Origin of the sequence: Enterobacter sp. CCUG 70166 (assembly GCF_020224095.1) — a bacterium.
Taxonomy (GTDB): domain Bacteria; phylum Pseudomonadota; class Gammaproteobacteria; order Enterobacterales; family Enterobacteriaceae; genus Enterobacter; species Enterobacter intestinihominis.
Window position 1 is genome coordinate 73,982 of sequence record NZ_NRIQ01000028.1, and the last position, 18,617, is coordinate 92,598.

Annotated in this window: 11 protein-coding genes; 4 read left to right on the forward strand and 7 right to left on the reverse strand. The window is 57.3% G+C overall.

Annotation, left to right across the window (positions count from 1 at the left end):
* Nucleotides 1-2: 2 nt before the first annotated feature.
* Complete coding sequence (gene gltB, locus CKK19_RS12580; protein ID WP_063853589.1) at nucleotides 3-4,463, reverse strand: glutamate synthase large subunit; 4,461 nt, start codon at nucleotides 4,461-4,463, stop codon at nucleotides 3-5.
* Nucleotides 4,464-5,150: 687 nt separating this feature from the next.
* Between gltB and CKK19_RS12585 the strand changes: the two genes are divergently transcribed.
* Nucleotides 5,151-6,092 carry a TIGR01212 family radical SAM protein gene (locus CKK19_RS12585; protein WP_096147825.1) on the forward strand — a complete coding sequence of 314 codons (942 nt, stop codon included), beginning with the start codon at nucleotides 5,151-5,153 and terminating at the stop codon, nucleotides 6,090-6,092.
* Here CKK19_RS12585 and CKK19_RS12590 read toward each other — a convergent pair.
* Complete coding sequence (locus tag CKK19_RS12590) at nucleotides 6,072-7,574, reverse strand: helicase HerA-like C-terminal domain-containing protein (RefSeq protein WP_038416799.1); 1,503 nt, start codon at nucleotides 7,572-7,574, stop codon at nucleotides 6,072-6,074. The genes CKK19_RS12585 and CKK19_RS12590 overlap by 21 nt on opposite strands.
* A 137-nt stretch (nucleotides 7,575-7,711) precedes the next feature.
* On the opposite strand from CKK19_RS12590, the gene CKK19_RS12595 reads away from it, so the two are divergent.
* Entirely contained in the window at nucleotides 7,712-9,358 is a 1,647-nt protein-coding gene (locus CKK19_RS12595) for a dihydroxyacetone kinase subunit DhaK (protein WP_063853590.1), read from the forward strand.
* 92 nt (nucleotides 9,359-9,450) lie between these two features.
* On the opposite strand, the gene ahr is transcribed toward CKK19_RS12595, so the two are convergent.
* From ahr to pepA, 5 genes are all read right to left on the reverse strand, one after another.
* Nucleotides 9,451-10,470: an NADPH-dependent aldehyde reductase Ahr gene (gene ahr, locus CKK19_RS12600; RefSeq protein WP_022649538.1), complete on the reverse strand. Its 1,020-nt coding sequence runs from the start codon at nucleotides 10,468-10,470 to the stop codon at nucleotides 9,451-9,453.
* Nucleotides 10,471-10,553: 83 nt separating this feature from the next.
* Nucleotides 10,554-11,057 carry a GNAT family N-acetyltransferase gene (locus CKK19_RS12605; protein WP_063853592.1) on the reverse strand — a complete coding sequence of 168 codons (504 nt, stop codon included), beginning with the start codon at nucleotides 11,055-11,057 and terminating at the stop codon, nucleotides 10,554-10,556.
* A 123-nt stretch (nucleotides 11,058-11,180) separates the two neighbouring features.
* On the reverse strand, nucleotides 11,181-14,036 hold the full coding sequence (locus CKK19_RS12610) for a valine--tRNA ligase (protein ID WP_063150255.1): 2,856 nt from the start codon (nucleotides 14,034-14,036) through the stop codon (nucleotides 11,181-11,183).
* On the reverse strand, nucleotides 14,036-14,479 hold the full coding sequence (gene holC, locus CKK19_RS12615; protein WP_003861884.1) for a DNA polymerase III subunit chi: 444 nt from the start codon (nucleotides 14,477-14,479) through the stop codon (nucleotides 14,036-14,038). Before holC ends, CKK19_RS12610 begins: the two co-directional genes overlap by 1 nt.
* Nucleotides 14,480-14,597: 118 nt before the next feature.
* Entirely contained in the window at nucleotides 14,598-16,109 is a 1,512-nt protein-coding gene (pepA, locus tag CKK19_RS12620) for a leucyl aminopeptidase (protein WP_063853593.1), read from the reverse strand.
* A 265-nt stretch (nucleotides 16,110-16,374) separates the two neighbouring features.
* Here pepA and lptF point away from each other — a divergent pair, with 265 nt between their 5' ends.
* Together lptF and lptG are read left to right on the forward strand one after the other, a co-directional pair.
* Nucleotides 16,375-17,475, forward strand: coding sequence for an LPS export ABC transporter permease LptF (gene lptF, locus CKK19_RS12625; RefSeq protein WP_023307066.1), 1,101 nt, complete (start codon nucleotides 16,375-16,377; stop codon nucleotides 17,473-17,475).
* Complete coding sequence (lptG, locus tag CKK19_RS12630) at nucleotides 17,475-18,557, forward strand: LPS export ABC transporter permease LptG (RefSeq protein WP_022649534.1); 1,083 nt, start codon at nucleotides 17,475-17,477, stop codon at nucleotides 18,555-18,557. The genes lptF and lptG overlap by 1 nt, the downstream gene beginning before the upstream one ends.
* Nucleotides 18,558-18,617: the final 60 nt, after the last annotated feature.

The window sequence follows — 18,617 nt, forward strand, 5'->3', positions numbered from 1 at the left end:
CCTTACTGCGCCTGCACGCGCAGCTCTGCTGCGCTACGACTACGGTGACCCAACAGGGCTTTAACATCGCTGGACTTCGGCTTAACCAGCGCAAATTTCGCAGAGAACGCCGGCCAGTTGGCCAGGATCTCTTCGCCGCGCGAAGAACCGGTATGCTGCACGTGTTCGGTAATTAAGCCGCGCAGGTGTTCTTCGTGGATGGCCAGCGTATCAACGTCCAGCACTTCCACCAGTTCCGGGTTCACGCGTTTGCGGAACTCACCGTCTTCATCCAGGACGTAGGCAAAACCGCCCGTCATGCCCGCGCCAAAGTTCACGCCGGTTTTACCCAGGACGCACACAATTCCGCCCGTCATGTATTCACAGCCGTTATCGCCGATGCCTTCCACCACGGTGATGGCACCGGAGTTACGCACCGCAAAACGCTCGCCCGCACGGCCCGCGGCAAACAGACGACCGCCGGTTGCACCGTACAGACAGGTATTGCCGATGATGCTTGCTTCATGGCTGCGGAAGGCTGAACCAACCGGAGGACGCACCGCCAGCAGACCGCCCGCCATGCCTTTTCCGACGTAGTCGTTGGCATCACCGGTCAGGTATAACTCAACGCCGCCCGCGTTCCACACACCGAAGCTCTGACCCGCGGTACCGCTGAAGTGCGCGGTAATCGGATCCGACGCCAGGCCCTGGTCACCGTGCGTTTGCGCGATGTAACCGGAGAGGGATGCACCCACGGAACGATCGGTGTTGCGGATATCAAACCAGAACGTTTTGCTCTGCTTCTCATCCACGTACGGCTTCGCCTGTTGCAGCAGCTGCGCGTTCAGCACGCCGTTGTCGAACGGCGGGTTGTTCTCGGTGCAGTAAACCGCTTTGCCAGGATGCGGCTGAGCGGTTTCCAGCAGCTTAGACAGCTCCAGCTTCTGCTGCTTGGCCGTGAAGCCCTCAAGCTCTTTCAGCAGGTCGGTACGGCCAATCAGATCCACCAGACGCTTCACGCCCAGCTGCGCCATCAGCTCGCGGGTTTCACGGGCGATGAAGTCAAAGTAGTTAGTCACTTTGAACGGGAGGCCGTGATAGTGATTCTTACGCAGCTTTTCGTCCTGGGTAGCAACGCCCGTTGCGCAGTTGTTCAGGTGGCAAATACGCAGGTATTTACAGCCGAGCGCAACCATCGGGCCGGTACCGAAGCCGAAGCTTTCCGCACCCAGAATCGCCGCTTTGATGATGTCGAGGCCGGTTTTCAGCCCGCCGTCTACCTGCAAACGGATCTTGTGACGCAGGCCATTGGCGACCAGCGCCTGCTGGGTTTCCACCAGACCAAGCTCCCACGGACAACCCGCGTATTTTACGGAGGAGAGCGGGCTTGCGCCGGTGCCGCCGTCGTAGCCGGCGATGGTGATCAAATCCGCATAGGCTTTCGCCACGCCGGTGGCGATGGTGCCAACGCCCGGCTCGGAAACCAGCTTCACGGAGATCATCGCTTTCGGGTTGACCTGTTTCAGGTCGAAAATCAGCTGCGCCAGATCCTCGATAGAGTAAATATCGTGGTGTGGCGGCGGGGAGATCAGCGTCACGCCCGGCACCGAGTAGCGAAGCTTAGCGATGTACGGGGTGACTTTATCACCCGGCAGCTGACCGCCTTCACCCGGTTTTGCCCCCTGCGCGACCTTAATCTGGATCACGTCGGCGTTAACCAGGTACGCAGGCGTTACGCCGAAACGGCCGGACGCTACCTGCTTGATACGGGACACTTTATTGGTGCCGTAACGGGCAGGATCTTCACCGCCTTCGCCGGAGTTGGAGTTGCCGCCGATGCTGTTCATGGCTTCCGCCAGCGCTTCGTGGGCTTCCGGGCTCAGCGCGCCGATAGACATCGCCGCAGTATCAAAACGTTTGAACAGCTCAGATGCGGGTTCAACCTCGTCAATGCTGACCGCTTCCTCACCCGGATTGAGGGCAATGAGATCGCGCAGCGTCGCCGCCGGACGGTTGTTCACCAGCTCAGCATACTGCTGATAATCGCTGTACTCGCCGCTCTGCACCGCCTGTTGCAGTGTGCGCACCACGTCCGGGTTATAAGCGTGATACTCACCCCCGTGAACGTATTTCAGCAGACCGCCCTGTTCCAGCGGCTTACGTGCCAGCCAGGCGCGTTTCGACAGGTTCACCAGATCCTGCTGGAAGTCAGCAAAGCCTGCGCCACCAATACGGCTGATCACGCCCTGGAAGCAGAGGTTGGCAACGTCGTCATGCAGACCGACCGCCTCAAACAGCTTCGAGCAGCGGTAAGAGGCGATGGTCGAGATGCCCATTTTGGACATGATCTTGTACAGACCTTTGTTGATGCCGTTACGGTAGTTCAGCATCACAGCACGGTAGTCTTTGTCGATCGCGCGGGTATCCACCAGGCGGGCCAGTGTTTCGTAGGCCAGATACGGGTAGATCGCCGTGGCGCCAAATCCTAACAGCACCGCAAAGTGGTGCGGGTCGCGCGCGCTCGCAGTTTCAACGATGATGTTGGCATCGCAGCGCAGGCTCTTGTCCACCAGACGCGTCTGGATAGCCCCCACCGCCATGGGTGCAGGCACCGGCAGACGGTTTTTCGCGATGTTGCGGTCAGACAGCACCAGCAGAACGGTGCCGTTACGCACCATCTGCTCGGCTTTGTCGCACAGCGCGTTCACCGTCTCTTCGAGGCTCGTTTCGGTCACGTCGAAGGTGATATCGAGCGTGTCGGCGCGATAGTGCTCCTCGGTCATGGTGGTGAGCTGTTTGAAATCGGAGTACAGCAGGATCGGTGATTTAAAGGTCAGACGGTGCGCCTGACCTTCGGCTTCACAGAATACGTTCATCTCACGGCCGATGCTGGTGGCCAGCGACATGACGTGGGCTTCGCGCAGCGGATCGATTGGCGGGTTGGTGACTTGCGCAAACTGCTGACGGAAATAGTCGTAAATAATGCGTGGCTGGCTGGAGAGCACAGCAAACGGGGTATCGTCACCCATTGAGCCGACCGCTTCCTGGCCGTTTTCGCCGAGCACGCGAATAACCGAGTCCAGCTCTTCCGCGCTGTAGTTAAACTGCTTCTGGAAGCTCGCGAGGGTGTCATCGTCCAGCTCGCGTCTACCCACTTCTTCGTCTGACAGATCTTCAAACGGCACCAGACGACGCACGTTTTTCTCCATCCACTCTTTGTACGGATGGCGGCTCTTCAGATCGTTGTCGGTTTCAGCAGAGTGCAGAATACGCCCACCGCGGGTGTCAATCACCATCAGCTCGCCCGGTCCGACGCGGCCTTTCTCGACCACTTCGTCTGGCTGGTAATCCCAGATACCCACTTCAGAGGCACAGGTGATGAGCTTGTCTTTGGTAATGACATAGCGCGCCGGACGCAGACCGTTACGGTCCAGGTTACAGGCGGCAAAACGTCCGTCGGACATAACGATGCCTGCCGGGCCATCCCACGGCTCCATGTGCATGGAGTTAAAGTCAAAGAACGCGCGCAGCTCAGGGTCCATATCCGGGTTGTTCTGCCAGGCCGGCGGTACAAGCAGACGCATGGCGCGCACGATATCCATCCCGCCCGCCAGCAGCAGTTCCAGCATGTTATCCATTGAGCTGGAGTCCGAGCCGGTTTCGTTCACGAACGGCGCGGCATCGTGCAGGTCCGGGATCAGCGGGGTCTGGAACTTATAGGTACGGGCGCGGGCCCACTGGCGGTTACCGGTGATGGTGTTGATCTCACCGTTGTGCGCCAGGTAGCGGAACGGCTGAGCCAGCGGCCAGCGTGGAACGGTGTTGGTGGAGAAGCGCTGGTGGAACAGGCAAATGGCCGATTCCAGACGCAGATCCGCCAGGTCCAGGTAGAAGCGCGGCAGGTCAGCCGGCATGCATAGACCTTTATAGATGTTCACCAGGTTAGAGAGGCTACAGACGTAGAACTCTTTATCGTCCTGAAGACGTTTTTCAATGCGGCGGCGGGCAATAAACAGACGGCGTTCCATATCACGCGGACGCCAGCCCGCAGGCGCGTTGACGAAAATCTGTTCAATACGAGGCAGCGAGGAGAGGGCGATTTCACCGAGCACCCCTTCGTTGGTTGGCACATCGCGCCAGCCGACAATCGACAGGGTTTCACGCTGAAGTTCTTCTTCAACGATGCGGCGTGACGCGGCAGCTTTTTCAGGATCCTGATTCAGGAACAGCATACCGACAGCGTAGTTTTTGGCTAAACGCCAGCCGCGCTCTTCCGCCACGATGCGGAAGAAACGATCCGGTTTTTGCAGCAGCAGACCGCAACCGTCGCCGGTTTTACCATCGGCAAGGATGGCGCCACGGTGCTGCATACGGGCCAGTGCGTGAATAGCAGTACGCACTACCTTGTGGCTAGGTTCGCCTTCTATGTGGGCGATCAGGCCGAAACCACAGTTATCCTTCTCAAGGGATTTATCGTACAACATATCAGTGAACCTCCCCAGGCTCGTCGGGCTTCCCACTGAACTTTACCGTGGCGCACAGGCGCAGAAAGAGCATGGCGACGGGGTTAGCGTTTCATACGCGGACCTCGCATTCGCCCTCTTTTTCATCCTTTCGCGCAGGTAAACAAGTTTGAGGACTTGCTTCAGAGGGAATCTCAATTACTGCATAAATATGATGAGCAGGCCGCTCATCCAGAAAGCTTCCAGCGGATTTCCAACTTATCGGGAATTGGTACACAGGTCAAATGGCAATCTTATTTATACAAAAATGCGCTAAAGAGTGGTCATATTGTTGTTTTTATTGATGATTTCACTATTTTTACAACCACTTAAAGCGCCGGGAAGGTGCAGGGGAGTGTGATCTGACTCACTATATGAAAGCGGTATTATCAATGCAGCGTGCTGAAATGCAGATTTATAGCAGAATAATAATCTGGGGTGGCATTCAAACCCGCATAAAATCACTGTTTTTCAGACCTGGCGCTATAAATGAAAAAAACCATCAGAACATAAGGAAAAGTAATTACGTGCAGGGTGAATGAAATCTCGGTAATCGTGATTATTTATTCAAATAGATAAAGGCCGTCCAGGGCGATTGATCCAGGTCATCGCCGACAGAGGCTAAAAATGGCAGGCTTGTCCCCTTTCTTCGGGACGGTCTATCAGATTATGCAGTTACAGAAATTAGTCAATATGTTTGGTGGGGATCTTTTGCAGCGCTACGGACAAAAGGTTCACAAACTGACGCTGCACGGCGGCTTTAGCTGTCCGAACCGCGATGGCACCATCGGGCGTGGTGGCTGCACCTTCTGTAACGTGGCCTCGTTTGCTGATGAAGCTCAACAGCATAAATCTATCGCTGAACAGCTCGCCCATCAGGCGAGTCTGGTGAACCGCGCGAAGCAATATCTGGCCTATTTCCAGGCCTACACCAGCACGTGGGCGGAGGTGCAGGTGCTGCGCGCTATGTATCAACAGGCGGTTGCTCAAGCGAACATTGTCGGGCTGTGCGTGGGGACGCGTCCGGACTGCGTGCCGGACGCCGTGCTGGATTTACTTAGCGAGTACAAAGAGAAGGGCTACGAGATCTGGCTGGAGCTGGGCTTGCAGACCGCGCACGACAAAACCCTGCACCGTATCAATCGCGGGCATGATTTTGCCTGCTACCAGCGCACCACGCGTCTCGCCCGCGAGCGTGGATTAAAAGTCTGCTCGCATCTGATTGTCGGCTTGCCGGGAGAAGGGCAGCAGCATGGCCTTGAAACGCTGGAAAAAGTCGTCGAGACCGGCGTGGACGGCATTAAGCTGCACCCGCTGCATATCGTTACGGGAAGCATTATGGCGAAAGCCTGGGAAGCGGGGCGGTTAAGTGGCATCGAACTCGACGACTATACGGTGACGGCGGGGGAGATGATTCGCCACACGCCGCCGGAGATTGTTTACCACCGCATCTCGGCAAGCGCCCGCCGCCCAACGCTTCTGGCACCGCTCTGGTGTGAGAACCGCTGGACGGGGATGCTGGAAATCGACCGCTATCTACAGGAGAACGGCGTACAGGGGTCGGCGCTTGGCCGCCCGTGGGTTCCACCGCTACCGGCGACGGCCGCCTAACAGACTTCCCAGCATACCGCGCACTATCTGGTTGGTAATCTGACGCGTCGCGCTTTTTGCCATGGTCTGCACCACGCCATCGCGTTTGCCGCCGCGCGGCCCGGTGCTGCCGAACAGAATATCTTTCAGCCCGCCGAGAATGCCGTCGTCCACGGCTACAGATTGCCCTTTGGCGGCAGGCGCATCCTGCGATTCGGCAGTCGCCTGCACCCCTTTTTGCAGCATCTCGAACGCGGATTCGCGATCCACCTCGTCTTCATACTTCCCGTACACCGGGGAGTGGTTGATCAGGCCGTTGCGTTCATCGTCCGTTACTGGCCCCATGCGCGAGCAGGGCGCAATCACCATCGCGCGCTCGACAACTGTCGGGCTGCCTTTTGCATCGAGGAACGAAATCAGCGCTTCACCGGTGCCCAGCGCCTGAATGGCGGTTTCGGTATCAAAGGCCGGATTGGCACGCATGGTTTGCGCCGCGGCTTTCACCGCTTTCTGATCTTTCGGCGTAAAGGCGCGCAGGGCGTGCTGCACGCGGTTACCCAGTTGCCCCAGTACGTTGTCCGGAATATCCGACGGGTTTTGCGACACAAACCAGACCCCGACGCCTTTGGAGCGGATCAGGCGGATAACCTGTTCAATTTTATCCAGCAGCACCTGCGGCGCGTCGTTAAACAACAGGTGCGCTTCGTCAAAGAAGAACACCAGTTTGGGTTTTTCCAGATCGCCTGCTTCCGGCAGTTGTTCGTAGAGTTCAGAGAGCATCCACAGCAGGCTGGCGGCGTAGAGCTTCGGCATCTGGTAGAGCTTCTCTGCGCTCAGAATGTTGATGATGCCTTTGCCGCTGCTGTCGGTGCGCATCCAGTCTTTGATATCCAGCATTGGCTCGCCGAAGAAATGCTCGGCGCCCTGTTGCTCCAGCGTCAGGAGCCCGCGCTGAATGGCGCCCACCGAGGCGCTGCTGATATTGCCGTACTGGTTCTGGAAGGATTTGGCGTTATCGCCAATGTACTGGGTGATGGCGCGCAGATCTTTGAAGTCGAGCAGCAGTAAGCCCTGATCGTCGGCGATACGGAAGATAATGTTCAGCACCCCGGACTGCACGTCGTTAAGATTAAGCAGACGGGCCAGCAGCAAAGGGCCGAGGTCGGAGACGGTGGCGCGCACCGGATGCCCTTTTTCGCCGAAGATATCCCAGACCACCACTGGATTACCGTGCGGCGTCCAGTCCGTGATGCCGATATTTTTCAGGCGCTCGAGCAGTTTTTCTGACGCCGTGCCTTCCTGAGCCACCCCGGTTAAATCGCCCTTCACGTCAGCCATAAAAACCGGCACGCCAGCCTCGGACAACGACTCAGCCAGCTTTTGCAGGGTGACGGTTTTTCCCGTCCCGGTCGCGCCGGTGATCAGGCCATGACGGTTCGCCATCGCGGGCAGTAAAAACAGCTCTTTTTCCAGCGTCCTGGCGATTAACAATGGTGTACTCATGATGCACGTCCTCTCGTAGTCCTGGGTGGAGTATAGGCAACCTGACGGCAAAATGTCTGCGTAAATTCCTCACTTTGCGGCGCATTATCCAGTGCGGACTATGCTTTTGCATACGGTAAACAAAATTTTGGGAAACTATGTCCAGATTCTTTTTTAACGACCGCAAACAGCTTGTCAACGATGCCATTGAAGGCATACTTCTCTCCGCGCCGCACGGTAATCTCGTCAAACTGGATATCGATCCGGCCATCCGCGTGGTGGCACGCGGCGACTGGGATAAAAGCCGCGTGGCGGTGATCTCCGGTGGCGGCTCCGGCCATGAACCGGCACATGCCGGGTTCGTCGGTAAAGGCATGCTTACCGCAGCGGTGTGTGGCGATTTGTTCGCCTCCCCAAGCGTGGATGCGGTCCTCAATGCCATTGTGGCGGTGACGGGCGATCGTGGCTGCCTGCTAATTGTGAAAAACTACACCGGCGACCGGCTTAACTTTGGCCTGGCAGCGGAAAAAGCCAAACGCTACGGCCTGAAGGTGGAGATGGTTATCGTCGCGGATGATATTGCCCTGCCGGATAACAAGCAGCCGCGTGGTATCGCGGGAACGGCGCTGGTGCATAAGATTGCGGGATATGCGGCAGAGCAGGGGAAATCGCTAAACGACGTTCGGGATATAGCGCAACAGGCCTGCGATAACCTCTGGAGCCTGGGCGTGGCGATGCAAACGTGCAACCTGCCGGGCAGCGATGATGAAGAGGGGCGCATAAAACAAGGCCATGTCGAGCTGGGTTTGGGCATTCACGGCGAGCCGGGGGCATCGGTGGTGGATACGCAAAACAGCAAAGCCATTATCGACACGCTGGTGACGCCGTTACGCGCGCAGGCGGGTGACGGGCGCTTTGCGGTGCTGATCAACAACCTCGGCGGCGTGTCAGCGCTTGAGATGGCTCTGCTCACCAAAGAGCTGGCGCATTCGGCGCTGAAAGAGAACATTGCGTATCTGATTGGCCCGGCGCCGCTGGTGAGTGCGCTGGATATGAAAGGGTTTTCGCTAACGCTGTTAAAGCTCAGCGATTTCTTCGAGAAGGCGATACACGCCGAGGTCGAGACGCTGGGCTGGCAGAAGCCCGTCGCGTTCGCGCCCCTGCGTACCGTCCCCCATAGCGCCCTTCATGACCGCGTGGAATATACCCCATCGGACAATCCGCAGGTGAGCGAGGCCGTCGCTTCGGTAACGAAGACATTGATCCAGCTGGAAAACCGCCTCAACGCGCTGGATGCCAAAGTAGGCGATGGCGATACGGGCTCCACCTTTGCGCAAGGGGCGCGGGATATTGCGCAGCGACTTGAGGAGAACAACCTGCCCCTTAACGACGTGCCGACATTACTCCTGCTGGTGGGGGAGCGGCTGGCTACGGTAATGGGCGGGTCGAGCGGGGTGCTGATGTCGATCTTCTTCACGGCGGCAGGACAAAAGCTTCACGATGGACAGCCGCTACCAGAAGCATTGTTGAGCGGACTGGCGCAGATGAAGCAGTATGGCGGTGCAGATCTTGGGGATCGCACGCTGATCGACGCCCTGCAACCGGCGCTGGAGGCGTTAAGGGATAGCGATCTGCGGACGGCGGCGCAGGCTGCGCAGCAGGGCGCCGAAGCAACGGCAAAAATGGCGAAAGCCGGCGCGGGACGCTCGTCGTATGTCAATAAAGAGAACCTGGATGGGGTGATGGATCCGGGAGCGGTCGCGGTGGCGGAAGTGTTTAAGACCATGGTAGATGCAAAACGGTAACAACCGTTACCGTTTTTAGTGTTTGCGCCCTCTCCCTGTGGGAGAGGGTTGGGGTGAGGGCATCAGGCCGCACATTCCCCGGCAAACTCACATCAGAAATCCGCTTTCAACACTACGCGGTAGCGGGCTTTACCGTCGCGCACGTGCTGGATTGCTTCGTTGATTTTTGACATCGGATACAGTTCGGTGGTCGGCGCCACTTTTGTGCGTCCGGCAAACTTCATCAGCTTGCGTAACTCATATGGCGTGCCGGTAGCAGATCCGGATACGCTGCGATCGCCGCCGATCAGGGTAAACGCCGGAACCGGCAGCGGCTTCATCACCGCACCCACGGTGTGGAAGTTACCACCGTAGGCCAGGGCCTCAAAGTACGGCTGCCAGTCGAGATCGACGTTGACGGTGTTGATGATCAGGTCAAACTGACCTGCCAGAGCGGTGAGCGCCTCGGGATCGCGACTGTTCACCACTTTATCCGCACCCATCGCCAGCACTTCCTGCTCTTTCGCCGGGTTCGAGCTGAACGCCGTCACTTCACAGCCCATCGCGTGCAGCAGTTTGATGGCAATATGCCCCAGCCCGCCAATACCGATCACGCCCACGCGGCTGGTGGCAGTTACGTGATGCATCAGCAGCGGTTTAAATACGGTTATACCGCCACACAGCAGCGGACCTGCGGATTCAATATCAATGCTGTCCGGCAGCGGGATAACCCATTGCCAGTCGGCGCGTAGTTTATCGGCGAAACCACCCTTGTTCAGGATGGTCGGCGTAGCGCCCTCAAGGCAGTTGATCTGGTTACCGCTAATACAGGCGTCGCAGTGGCCGCAGCTGCGTGCCGTCCAGCCGATACCCACGCGCTGGCCCACTTTCAGCCCTTTGTCCTGCGCGGCGCTGCCGAGCGCCACGACGCGGCCAATGACTTCGTGCCCGGCAACCAGCGGATAGCTGGAAAAGCCCCATTCATTGTCGATCATCGAGAGGTCTGAATGGCAGATCCCGCAGTAATCCACCTGTACTTCGACGTCTTCCGCTTTTAGTTCGCCCGCATCGTACTCGTACAGCTCAAGTTCTGCACCCGCCTGCGGTGCGGCGTAGCTTTTTATCTTCGACATCGCGTTTCCCCTGTTTTGGTGTGAACTGTGAGTGTAGAGCATTCAGTTTACAGACGCTTAACAGAAGACGGCAGGAACAAAACTTACAGACTTTTCAGCATCCTGACTTCGCAGTCCACGTGGCCCGTGCAGCCCAGTGGGGCATCGATATGCTCAAAGCCCAGATGCTCATACAGGCCAATGGCCTCTTTAAGGAAAGCGGTGGTTTCAAGGTAGCAACGTTTAAAGCCCTGTGAGCGTGCATGTTCCAGGGCGACCAGCGCCAGCTTTTTCGCCAGGCCTTGTCCGCGTATCGTTGGCAGGAAATACATTTTCTGAAGTTCACAGATATCCGGCTCGCTGCAGAGCAGGGGGGCAATGCCGCCGCCGCCCACGACCTGGCTGTCCTGCTCGATGACCCAATAGGCATGGCCCGGCTGGCTGTACAGCTGAAAAAGTTTGTCCAGATTGGGATCGGCCACGGTGTAGCCTTTGTCGGCGGTCAGGCCATATTCGGCCGATACCGTGCGGATAACGGCGGCGATAGCCGGGTTGTCCTGCTCAGTGATCCGACGCATTGTCGTCGCGACGGGGGTAATCACGCTCATAGCATTACTCATGACAAAAATTGACACACAACTGCTGTTAATAGCACCGCAGAAAGGGGAGTGCAAGCGAGGAGTTTTCAGGAAGGATACCCCTTACGCCCTGAAGCGTAAGGGGTAAAAGCATTACAGGGCTGCGATAACCGCCTGCTGCTCGATCAGTTTGGTCTTCGCATCGGCGAAGGCAACCAGACGCTCACGCTCTTTGGCGATGACCGCTTCCGGCGCGCGGGCCACAAAGCCTTCGTTCGCCAGTTTGCTTTCGATTTTGCCGATTTCCACGTCGACTTTCGCCACTTCTTTCGCCAGACGAGCCAGCTCAGCGTCTTTGTCGATCAGGCCCGCCATCGGGATCAACAGCTCCGCGCCGTCGATAATTTTGGTGACGGAAACCGGACCTTTATCATCGGCAGGCAGCACGGTGATGCTTTCCAGACGAGCCATGGTTTTCAGGAAGGTGTTGTTCTCGGTGACGCGACGAACGGCAGCTTCGCTGCAACCGCGCAGCAGCAGCTCCAGTGGTTTACCCGGAGCGATATTCATTTCTGCACGAATGTTACGTACCGCAACGATCGCCTGTTTCAGCCACTCGGTATCCGCAGACGCGGCTTCATCCACTTTCGCGGCGTCGAATGCCGGGAACGGCTGGAGCATGATGGTATCGGCGTTAATACCGGCAATTACCTTCACGCGCTGCCAGATGGTTTCGGTGATGAACGGAATGATCGGGTGCGCAAGGCGCAGCAGACCTTCCAGGACGGTAATCAGCGTATTACGCGTACCGCGCAGCTCCGCCTCAGTGCCGCCGTTCATGACCGGCTTCGCCAGCTCCAGATACCAGTCACAGAACTGGTTCCAGGTGAATTCGTACAGGATGCCTGCCGCGATGTCGAAGCGGTAGCTGTCCAGCGCGTCGCGGAACGCTTTCACCGTCTGGTTAAATTCCGCCAGGATCCAGCGGTCTGCCAGAGACAGGGTCATTTCGCCGCCGTTAAATCCGCAATCCTGATCTTCGGTGTTCATCAACACGAAGCGGCTGGCATTCCACAGCTTGTTACAGAAGTTACGGTAACCTTCCAGACGCTTCATATCCCAGTTGATGTCACGACCGGTGGAGGCCAGCGCCGCCAGGGTGAAGCGCAGGGCGTCGGTACCGTGAGATTCGATCCCGTTCGGGAACTGCTTCTCGGTACGCTTGCGGATTTTCTCCGCCAGCTGCGGCTGCATCATGTTGCCGGTACGTTTTTCCAGCAGCTCTTCCAGAGAGATACCATCAACCATGTCCAGCGGGTCGATAACGTTACCCTTGGATTTGGACATCTTCTGGCCTTCGTCGTCGCGGATCAGGCCGGTCATGTAAACGGTATGGAACGGAACCTGCGGCTTGCCATCTTCGTCTTTGATGAAGTGCATGGTCATCATGATCATGCGGGCGATCCAGAAGAAGATGATGTCGAAGCCGGAGACCATCACGCTGGTTGGGTGGAACTGACGCAGCGCGTCGGTGTTTTCCGGCCAGCCGAGGGTCGAGAAGGTCCACAGCGCGGAAGAGAACCAGGTATCCAGCACGTCTTCGTCCTGGCGCAGCGCAACGTCAGCGCCCAGGTTGTTTTCCTGACGCACTTCCTCTTCGGTGCGGCCAACGTAGACGTTGCCTTCATTGTCGTACCACGCCGGGATACGGTGACCCCACCACAGCTGACGGGAGATACACCAGTCCTGAATATCGCGCATCCAGGAGAAGTACATGTTTTCGTACTGCTTCGGCACGAACTGAATGCTGCCGTTCTCAACCGCTTCCACAGCCGGTTTCGCCAGCACGTCGGCACGCACGTACCACTGGTCGGTCAGCATTGGCTCGATAACTACGCCGCCACGGTCGCCGTACGGCACGGTCAGATCGTGAGGTTTAATCTCTTCCAGCAGGCCGAGCGCGTCAACGGCGGCTACGACGGCTTTACGCGCGGCAAAGCGCTCCAGCTTCTGGAACTCAGCCGGGATGTCGCTGGAATAAACGTCGGATTCGTTGCCTTTGGTGTCGTACACTTCTGCGCTTTCGCGGATATCGCCGTCGAAGGTCAGAATGTTGATCATCGGAAGTTGATGGCGACGACCGACTTCATAGTCGTTAAAGTCATGCGCCGGGGTGATTTTCACGCAGCCGGTGCCTTTTTCCATGTCGGCGTGTTCGTCGCCCACAATCGGAATACGGCGGTTCACCAGCGGCAGCACCACAAATTTGCCGATCAGATCTTTATAGCGCGGATCTTCCGGGTTAACGGCCACGCCGGTATCGCCCAGCAGGGTTTCCGGACGGGTGGTCGCCACCACCAGGTAATCTTTACCGTCTGCGGTTTTTGCACCGTCGGCCAGCGGATAGCGGATGTGCCACATGGAGCCTTTAGACTCGCGGTTTTCCACTTCCAGGTCAGAGATGGCGGTACGCAGTTTCGGGTCCCAGTTGACCAGGCGTTTGCCACGGTAAATCAGGTCTTCTTTGTACAGGCGCACGAAGACTTCTTTCACGGCGTTGGACAGGCCTTCGTCCATGGTGAAGCGCTCACGCTCCCAGTCCACGGAGTTGCCGAGACGGCGCATCTGACGGGTAATAGTGCCGCCGGATTCCGCTTTCCACTGCCAGATTTTGTCGATAAACGCGTCGCGACCGTAGTCGTGGCGGGTTTTACCCTCTTCAGCGGCAATTTTACGCTCAACCACCATCTGGGTCGCGATACCCGCGTGGTCAGTCCCCGCCTGCCACAGGGTGTTTTTACCCTGCATACGCTGGTAGCGGATCATGGTATCCATGATGGTCTGCTGGAAAGCATGCCCCATATGCAAACTGCCGGTGACGTTCGGCGGCGGGATCATGATGCAGAAGGACTCTTTGCTTTCGTCGCCGTTAGGCTTGAAATAGCCCTGCTGTTCCCAGTGCTCGTAAAGCGGCTGTTCGATATCGCGTGGGTTATATGTCTTTTCCATTATTTCCAGGTTGCCGTATTCAGGTTAAAACCGGCCAGGCGGTACGCTTTGTAGCGTTCGCGCGCCAGCTGTTTCAAAGATTCTTCGTAAGGGACAAAGTCTACCACTTCTGTGAAAGCGGTGGCAAAATCTGCAAAGTCTGTCCGCAGGCTAATGAGAATGTCGCGCGCGCTGCTGTTGCGTTTTTGCGGCCAGGCAATCTCCACCGGTGCCCCGCCGCGTGGACCTTCGCCCGACAGGTTATGCGGAACAAAACTCTCCGGCGGGCGCGCCCATAGCGCTTCATCCAGACGAATCGCCTGCTGCTCATCTTCACAGGCAATCAGGACGCGTTTACCTGCGCGCCAACGTTCTGCGGCAATTTCACACACCAGTTGTTCAACGGCGCTGAGGCCATCCTGATGGGTGTCATTGTCCAGAAGGTAGAACGTTGCATTCTTCATATATGGGGTTTCTTGTCGTGGATTTAAATGCAAAGCCGGGTGGCGCTACGCTTACCCGGCCTACGGTTGAGTGACGTTGTAGGCCGGGTAAGGCGAAGCCGCTACCCGGCGTTTTTCATCACTCGTCGCCGTTAAAACCCGCGCGATTGAGCAGGAACTGCGACAGCAGCGCCACCGGACGTCCGGTCGCGCCTTTGGCTTTACCGGAGCGCCATGCGGTCCCCGCAATGTCCAGGTGCGCCCAGTTGTACTTGCGGGTGAAGCGCGCCAGGAAGCAGCCTGCGGTAATTGCGCCGCCAGGACGACCACCAATGTTCGCCATGTCCGCGAAGTTAGACTCCAGCTGTTCCTGGAACTCGTCCCCCAGCGGCAGACGCCACACGCGGTCGCCAGCCTGTTCGGACGCGCCGATCAGCTCATGCGCCAGCGGATTGTGGTTCGACATCAGGCCGGTGATGTGATGCCCCAGCGCAATCACGCAGGCGCCGGTCAGGGTAGCTACGTCGATAACCGCTTCAGGTTCGAAACGCTCAACGTAGGTCAGCACGTCGCACAGCACCAGACGGCCTTCGGCGTCGGTGTTCAGCACTTCAACGGTCTGGCCGGACATGGTAGTCAGCACATCACCCGGGCGATAAGCGCGGCCGCCAGGCATGTTTTCGCAGCCCGCCAGCACGCCGATCACGTTGATGGGCAACTGAAGTTCCGCGACCATGCGCATGACGCCGTAAACCGCCGCCGCGCCACACATGTCGTACTTCATCTCATCCATGCCTTCTGAAGGCTTGATGGAGATACCGCCGGAGTCGAAGGTCAGCCCTTTGCCAACGAGCACGATCGGACGCGCGTCTTCAGACGGATTGCCTTTGTATTCGATGACCGACATCAGGGATTCGTTCTGGGAGCCGTTACCGACCGCCAGATAAGAGTGCATCCCCAGCTCTTTCATCTGCTGTTCGCCGATAACGCGGGTGATGACGTTCTTGCTGTAGGCGTCAGCCAGCTGGCGCGCCTGTGACGCCAGGTACGCGGCGTTACAGATGTTTGGCGGCATATTGCCAAGATCTTTTGCCGCTTTAATACCGGCAGCAATCGCCAGACCGTGCTGAATGGCGCGCTCGCCGCTGGTCAGCTCGCGACGGGTCGGCACGTTAAAGACCATTTTACGCAGCGGGCGACGCGGCTCGCTTTTGGTGGTCTTCAACTGATCAAAGCTGTAGAGGCTCTCTTTTGCGGTTTCGACGGCCTGGCGTACTTTCCAGTACGTGTTGCGGCCCTTAACGTGCAGCTCCGTGAGGAAGCAGACGGCTTCCATCGAACCAGTATCATTCAGTGTATTAATGGTTTTCTGAATAACCTGCTTGTACTGGCGCTCATCAAGCTCACGTTCTTTACCGCAGCCAATCAGCAGAATACGCTCGGACAGGACGTTTGGAACGTGGTGCAGCAACAGGGTCTGCCCTGGTTTGCCTTCCAGTTCGCCACGGCGCAGCAGGGCGCTGATATAGCCGTCGCTGATTTTATCGAGTTGCTCGGCGATCGGGGAGAGTCGGCGTGGTTCAAAGACGCCCACAACGATGCAGGCACTCCGCTGTTTCTCCGGGCTACCGCTTTTTACACTGAACTCCATGCACTACGCTCCTGAATCTTAAAGACAACGGCGGCGGCTACGGATAGAATTGAAACCTTTCGTAACTCATGTCCGCCGTTGTGGTGACTTCGTGTTAATCTTACGTTACTACGGTTTCGACACGTCAATAAATGTCATGAAGCGCGAATCCGCCGGGTTTTTTAATCTTAGCGATGATTTCGACGACTCAAGAGAATAAATGACGTTTAAGCCATGAAACAAGCTAAATTCCTGCATAAGACGAGTTTTAACGGGCGTATTTAAAGTGATAATCATAAGATATCTGGTTCGGGAGACGCTGAAGAGCCAACTGGCGATCCTCTTTATCCTCCTTCTGATCTTTTTCTGTCAGAAGCTGGTCAGGATCCTCGGCGCGGCAGTTGATGGCGAAATCCCAACGAATCTGGTGCTTTCCCTGCTCGGGCTTGGCGTGCCGGAAATGGCGCAGCTTATCCTGCCGTTAAGCCTGTTCCTTGGTCTGCTGATGACCCTGGGTAAGCTCTATACCGAAAGTGAAATCACCGTGATGCATGCCTGCGGCCTCAGTAAGGCCGTACTGGTAAAGGCAGCCATGGTGCTGGCGCTGTTTACGGGCATTGTTGCCGCGGTTAACGTCATGTGGGCGGGGCCGACCTCGTCCCGTCATCAGGATGAGGTGCTGGCGGAAGCAAAAGCTAACCCGGGGCTGGCGGCACTGGCGCAGGGGCAGTTCCAGCAGGCGACCGACGGTAACTCCGTGCTGTTTATCGAAAGCGTCGATGGCAGCCGCTTCAATGACGTGTTTCTTGCTCAACTGCGCCCGAAAGGTAACGCGCGCCCTTCTGTGGTAGTGGCGGATTCCGGTCAGCTGGCGCAGCGTAAAGACGGCTCTCAGGTTGTCACGCTGAACAAAGGAACGCGTTTCGAAGGCACGGCTATGCTGCGTGACTTCCGTATCACAGATTTCCAGAACTACCAGGCCATCATTGGTCATCAGGCCGTCGCGCTCGATCCAACGGATACTGAGCAGATGGATATGCGCACCTTAATGAATACTGATACCGATCGTGCGCGTGCTGAACTGCACTGGCGTATCACGCTGGTATTCACCGTATTTATGATGGCGCTGATGGTAGTGCCGCTGAGCGTGGTGAACCCGCGTCAGGGCCGCGTGCTGTCGATGCTGCCAGCGATGCTGCTGTATCTGGTGTTCTTCCTGCTGCAAACCTCAATCAAGTCTAACGGCGGGAAAGGAAAAATTGACCCGATGATCTGGACCTGGGTCGTGAATGGTTTGTATCTGCTGCTGGCAGTCGGACTCAACTTGTGGGACACGGTGCCTGTGCGTCGTCTTCGTGCCCGGTTTACGCGTAAAGGAGCCATCTAATGCAGGCGTTTGGCGTACTTGACCGCTATATCGGTAAAACAATTTTTACCACCATCATGATGACCCTGTTCATGCTGGTGTCGCTCTCGGGCATTATCAAATTTGTCGACCAGCTGAAAAAAGCCGGGCAGGGGAGTTACGACGCGTTGGGCGCCGGGATGTACACCCTGCTCAGCGTACCAAAAGATGTGCAGATCTTCTTTCCAATGGCGGCCCTGCTGGGTGCGCTGCTGGGCCTGGGGATGCTGGCTCAGCGTAGCGAACTGGTGGTGATGCAGGCATCGGGCTTTACCCGTATGCAGGTTGCGCTGTCGGTGATGAAAACCGCGATCCCGCTGGTGCTGCTGACCATGGCGATCGGCGAATGGGTCGCGCCTCAGGGCGAACAGATGGCGCGTAACTACCGTGCTCAGGCGATGTACGGCGGTTCTCTGCTCTCCACGCAGCAGGGATTATGGGCGAAAGATGGCCAGAACTTCGTCTATATCGAACGCGTGAAAGGGGATGACGAGCTGGGTGGCGTGAGTATCTATGCTTTCAATAACGATCGTCGTTTGCAGTCAGTGCGTTATGCCGCCTCTGCTAAATTTGATGCAAACAACAAGCTGTGGCGGTTATCCCAGGTTGATGAATCTGACCTGACTAACCCGAAACAGATCACCGGTTCGCAGACCGTTAGCGGTACCTGGAAAACCGACCTGACGCCGGACAAGCTTGGCGTCGTGGCGCTTGATCCCGATGCGCTCTCCATCAGCGGTCTGCATAACTACGTGAAGTATCTGAAATCGAGCGGGCAGGATGCGGGGCGTTACCAGCTCAACATGTGGAGCAAAATCTTCCAGCCGCTGTCCGTGGCGGTGATGATGCTGATGGCGCTGTCGTTCATCTTTGGACCGCTACGTAGCGTGCCGATGGGGGTTCGCGTGGTAACCGGTATCAGCTTTGGTTTCGTGTTCTACGTCCTCGATCAGATTTTTGGTCCGCTGACGCTGGTGTATGGCATTCCGCCAATTATCGGCGCGCTGTTGCCGAGCGCCAGTTTCTTCCTGATCAGCCTCTGGATGCTGCTAAAACGCTCCTGATAAACCTTCTTCCTCGCTCCCGCTTGCCCGGGGGCGAGGCTAATCTCCTGTTTCACCCCG

Coding starts and splice junctions, on each gene's coding strand:
- gltB (WP_063853589.1), bottom strand. CDS start 4,463: ATGTTGTACGATAAATCCCTTGAGAAGGATAACTGTGGTTTCGGCCTG.
- CKK19_RS12585 (WP_096147825.1), top strand. CDS start 5,151: ATGCAGTTACAGAAATTAGTCAATATGTTTGGTGGGGATCTTTTGCAG.
- CKK19_RS12590 (WP_038416799.1), bottom strand. CDS start 7,574: ATGAGTACACCATTGTTAATCGCCAGGACGCTGGAAAAAGAGCTGTTT.
- CKK19_RS12595 (WP_063853590.1), top strand. CDS start 7,712: ATGTCCAGATTCTTTTTTAACGACCGCAAACAGCTTGTCAACGATGCC.
- ahr (WP_022649538.1), bottom strand. CDS start 10,470: ATGTCGAAGATAAAAAGCTACGCCGCACCGCAGGCGGGTGCAGAACTT.
- CKK19_RS12605 (WP_063853592.1), bottom strand. CDS start 11,057: ATGAGCGTGATTACCCCCGTCGCGACGACAATGCGTCGGATCACTGAG.
- CKK19_RS12610 (WP_063150255.1), bottom strand. CDS start 14,036: ATGGAAAAGACATATAACCCACGCGATATCGAACAGCCGCTTTACGAG.
- holC (WP_003861884.1), bottom strand. CDS start 14,479: ATGAAGAATGCAACGTTCTACCTTCTGGACAATGACACCCATCAGGAT.
- pepA (WP_063853593.1), bottom strand. CDS start 16,109: ATGGAGTTCAGTGTAAAAAGCGGTAGCCCGGAGAAACAGCGGAGTGCC.
- lptG (WP_022649534.1), top strand. CDS start 17,475: ATGCAGGCGTTTGGCGTACTTGACCGCTATATCGGTAAAACAATTTTT.